Raw genomic sequence first — 3,804 nt, 5'->3', positions numbered from 1 at the left:
TCAGCAGCAGCAGGTCGACCGTGAACGCGGTGAGTTCGTCGAGGCTCGACACGAACACGAGCCCGGCCGACGGTATCGCGAGCGCGAGCGTCGCCAGCCACGGCGATTCGAGGCGCGGGTGGATCGTCGAGAACGCGCGGTTGCAGGTGCGCGACCAGAGCGCATGCCGGCCGCTGCTGTACAGCAGGCGGCCCATCGTGATCACGATCGCGATGATCGCGTTGAACACCGACAGGAAGATCCCGCCGCTGACCACGCGCGACACGGCCGGATTGCTCAGCGAGCGCACGACATAGCCGATCGGATCGGCGCTTTTGGTCAGCTCCGTCAGCGACGGCGCACCCAGCACGATCGCGGTGAGCGGCACCAGTTCGACGACGAGGATCACGAGCAGCGAATAGATCACCGCCTTCGCGACGTTGCGGTTGCCGCCGCACAGGTCTTCCGCGAGATACGCGGCCGAGCCGAAGCCGTTGTAGCAGAAGATCGCGGTGCCGATGGCGGGCACGATGGCCGCGAGCGTCGCCGGCACGAGCGCATTGCCGCTTGCGACGACCGGGGCGATCAGCACTTCGGCGCCGCGATGCGGCGACCCGAAGCCGAGCCCCGCGATCAGCATCAACACGCCGATTTCGACGACCAGGAACGCGCCGGTGATCCAGGCGTTCGTCTTGATGTTCAGCATGCCGAGCAGATAGCTGAGCAGCACGATCGTCAGCGCGACCGACTGGTTGCTGAAGTGCGTGCCGAGCGCGTTGTTCAGGTACGGCGCGGCGCCGCTCGCGAGCACGGCGGGGATGAACACGCTGACCGACAGCACCGTGATGAAGGTCAGGTAGCCGGGCAGCGTGCCGAACACGCGCTTGGCCATCACGTATTCGCCGCCCGCGCTGCGATGCGCGGCGCTGAGTTCCGCATAGCAGAGCGCGAACGCCAGCGCGAGCACGCCGCCGAGCACGAACGACAGCACGGCGCCGCTGCCGGCCTGCTGGATCGCGAACGGCGCGATCACGAAGATCGAGCTGGCCGGCGTCACGCCCGATACGGTGATCATCACCGCATCGCGCACGCTGAGCGTCTGCGACAGCGCGCGCGGCGCGTCTTCCGTTGCAGGCGCCGCTTGCAGGCTGCCCGTCGATTCCGACATCATCGCCATTTCGTTCTCCTGTGCTCCTATGCCACCTGTTTTTGAACGCCCATACTCGGGCCCGATTGATTGCGTGGCAGTCTAGGAAGCCAATTTCAGGACCGCTATTCCCCCTTCGTGTTACGCCCTTCCGGTGGTGGTATGGATCGTCTCTTTTCCGAAATCGCGATGCACCAGGCGCTTGGCCGCGCAATCGATCATCTCGGCCAGCCGCGCTTCTGGCGATTCCTGGTGCTGCTGCTCAATGAAATGGCGCCGTTCGACAACGCGCTGGCGACCGCGATCGGCAGCGACGGCGTACCGCTCGTGCTCGACGAATACGACACGGGCGGCACCGACGCCGCGTCGCCCGTGCCGCTTTACCTGAATGGGTTATATCTGCTCGATCCGTTCCTGCAGGCCGCGCACGACGGGCTCGCCGACGGCTGCTACCGGCTCGAGGAAGTCGCGCCCGACCTGTTCCGGCAGAGCGAGTATTTCCTGAGCTATTTCCGCGACGCGGTCGGCGACGACGAGATCCAGATTCTCGTGCGGCCGAATGCCGACACGCTGCTGTCGCTGTCGCTCGGTGCGTCGACGCGCTTCGACGTCGAACCGCTCGGCAAGCTGACGGCCGCGATGCCGTGGGTGCTCGCGGTGATTCGGCAGCACTGGAGGCTGGTGGGCGACGCCGGACGTGCGGCGCCCGACGCCGATCTCGGTACGCGCGTCGAACAGGCGCTCGCCCGCTTCGGCGCGGGCGTGCTGACCGACCGCGAGATGTCGATCGCGCGGATGGTGCTGCGCGGCAATTCGTCGAAGGCGATTGCCGAGCGGCTCGCGATTTCACCGGAAACGGTGAAGGTGCATCGGCGGCATTTGTACGCAAAGCTCGGGATTTCGTCGCAGCCCGAGCTGTTTTCGCGGTTCATCCAGGCGTTGGGGGAAGACGCGGCGGGATGAGTGCGCCGATGCACGCGACTGCCTTCACCCGCCCGCCTCGATGAACCCGCCATCGGGCGCCTGGTGCGGCACGTACCAGCCGAAATACACCTCGGCCTCGACGATCCGGCCGTCGCGTACGCGCAATCGCTCGGCGTTGCGAAACCGCCGTCCGGCGGTCGTGACGGCTTCGTACACGACGAACACGTATTCGCCGTGCACCGCCACGTCGACGAACTCGAATCCTGCGAGCATCGCGCTGTTCGGCCAGCAGCGCGCCAGATACGCGTCGCGGTCGAGCCGGTTGTCGAGCGGGCTCGTGAAATGGAAGTCCGGCGCGATCAGCGCTTCGATCGCGTCGCGGTTCTTGTCGACATACGCGCGATAGCTCGCACGCGCGACTTCACCGGGATCGTCTGGCATCGTCGTTACCTCCGCGAAGGGTCGGGGTGACCGCAACGGCTCGCGTCGCCCCGGCGCATCGATGAAACGGAAGCGGGCGGCACGCACGGCCACGGCCGCTCACGCGTGCGCGGACAGACGTGCATGTCCAGCACGACGCCATGCATGAAAGCACGCACCGGCCGATCCGGCCGTCCCGCACCGCGCCTTTCGGCGCAGACCGGGGCGCGCGTCGGTTGCCCGTTTCCGCACGCACGGGCATGATGTCCGCCAGCGTGTCGGCGCCAGCCGTCCGCTTCGGCGGTCGTCGACACCCCGAGCGGCATGCCGCCACTGCGCCGCCGGCATCGTCGAGCAATCCGCGTGCCGGCCCCGTTCGCCCATCTCACCGAGCCCATGTCACTCCGCGCCTTCAGAACGCTCGTCGCCATCGCCCGCTACCGGACCTTCGCGCGCGCCGGCGAAGCCATCGGCCTCACCCAATCGGCGGTGAGCCTGCAGATCAAGACGCTCGAAAGCGAATACAACGTGCAGTTGTTCGACCGTTCGCGCCGGCAGCCGGTGCTCACCGAAGCCGGCAACATCCTGCTCGCGCAGGCCAAGCAGGTGCTCGCGATGGTCGACCAGATTCCCGATGCGCTCAGCGACGAGAAGAAGCTGGTCGGCCGGCTGCGGATCGGCGCGATCCAGACCGCGTTGTCCGGCCCGCTGCCCGACGCGCTGCTCGCGCTGCGTGCCGCGCATCCGTCGTTGCGCGTGCACGTGTCGGCCGGCATGTCGGTGGAACTCGCGAACCGCGTTGCGGCCGGCGAGCTCGACGCGGCGATCACGACGCGCCCGGTGCGCCCGCATCCGGCGGAACTGACGTGGACCACGCTGTACGAGGATCGCTTCTGGCTGCTCGCGCCGCCCGGTCATGCGGAACGCGACGCGGGCGCGCTGCTCGATGCGCTGCCGTTCATCCGCTTCGACGCGCAGGCGTGGGCCGGCCGGATGATCGCCGCCGAGCTGCGCCGCATCGGCGTGCGGGTGCGCGAGGAGATGGTGCTGGACAGCGCGGAAACGATCGCGCGCATGGTGGCGCGCGGGCTCGGTGCGGCGATCGTCGCGCTCCCCGACGCGACGCTCGCGCGCCTGCCGCCGGTCACGCGCTTGCCGTTCGGCCAGCCGCAGATGGGCCGCGCGGTCGTGCTGCTCGAACACCAGTCGCGTCCGGCCGAACGTTTCGCCCGCGCGCTGGCCGCCGAAGTGACCGCGTCATCGATGAGAATTTCTCATTGAACACCCGATAATTCACCATTATTCCCGTTGCTTGCGCGTGTTAACTTGGCGGC

General features: G+C 67.8%; 4 protein-coding genes. 2 read left to right on the top strand and 2 right to left on the bottom strand.

Annotated elements, in window-relative coordinates; translation table 11 throughout:
- Nucleotides 1–1,156: APC family permease (locus tag JMF90_RS28015; RefSeq protein ID WP_201325698.1), on the bottom strand; the 1,156-nt coding region annotated here is incomplete at its 3' end.
- Between the two features lie 132 nt (nucleotides 1,157–1,288).
- Here JMF90_RS28015 and JMF90_RS28010 point away from each other — a divergent pair.
- A complete protein-coding gene (locus JMF90_RS28010; protein ID WP_011547767.1) occupies nucleotides 1,289–2,089 on the top strand; it encodes a helix-turn-helix transcriptional regulator in 801 nt (266 codons plus the stop codon).
- A gap of 24 nt (nucleotides 2,090–2,113) precedes the next feature.
- On the opposite strand, the gene JMF90_RS28005 is transcribed toward JMF90_RS28010, so the two are convergent.
- Nucleotides 2,114–2,491, bottom strand: a complete 378-nt coding sequence (locus tag JMF90_RS28005; RefSeq protein ID WP_006482852.1) for a nuclear transport factor 2 family protein — start codon at nucleotides 2,489–2,491, stop codon at nucleotides 2,114–2,116.
- 375 nt (nucleotides 2,492–2,866) lie between these two features.
- Here JMF90_RS28005 and JMF90_RS28000 point away from each other — a divergent pair, with 375 nt between their 5' ends.
- The gene (locus tag JMF90_RS28000; protein ID WP_041489394.1) at nucleotides 2,867–3,751 is read left to right on the top strand and encodes a LysR family transcriptional regulator; all 885 of its coding nucleotides are present in this window, start codon (nucleotides 2,867–2,869) and stop codon (nucleotides 3,749–3,751) included.
- Nucleotides 3,752–3,804 lie beyond the last annotated feature (53 nt).

It is taken from the genome of Burkholderia sp. E168m23 (genome assembly GCF_016586125.1).
GTDB lineage: Bacteria > Pseudomonadota > Gammaproteobacteria > Burkholderiales > Burkholderiaceae > Burkholderia > Burkholderia orbicola.
Note: the sequence above shows the minus strand (reverse complement) of the source record. Positions and strands in the feature narration are given on the sequence as shown.

Bases quoted from the DNA above. Each gene is read 5' to 3' on its own strand.
- JMF90_RS28010 (WP_011547767.1), top strand. From the start codon at position 1,289: ATGGATCGTCTCTTTTCCGAAATCGCGATGCACCAGGCGCTTGGCCGC.
- JMF90_RS28005 (WP_006482852.1), bottom strand. From the start codon at position 2,491: ATGCCAGACGATCCCGGTGAAGTCGCGCGTGCGAGCTATCGCGCGTAT.
- JMF90_RS28000 (WP_041489394.1), top strand. From the start codon at position 2,867: ATGTCACTCCGCGCCTTCAGAACGCTCGTCGCCATCGCCCGCTACCGG.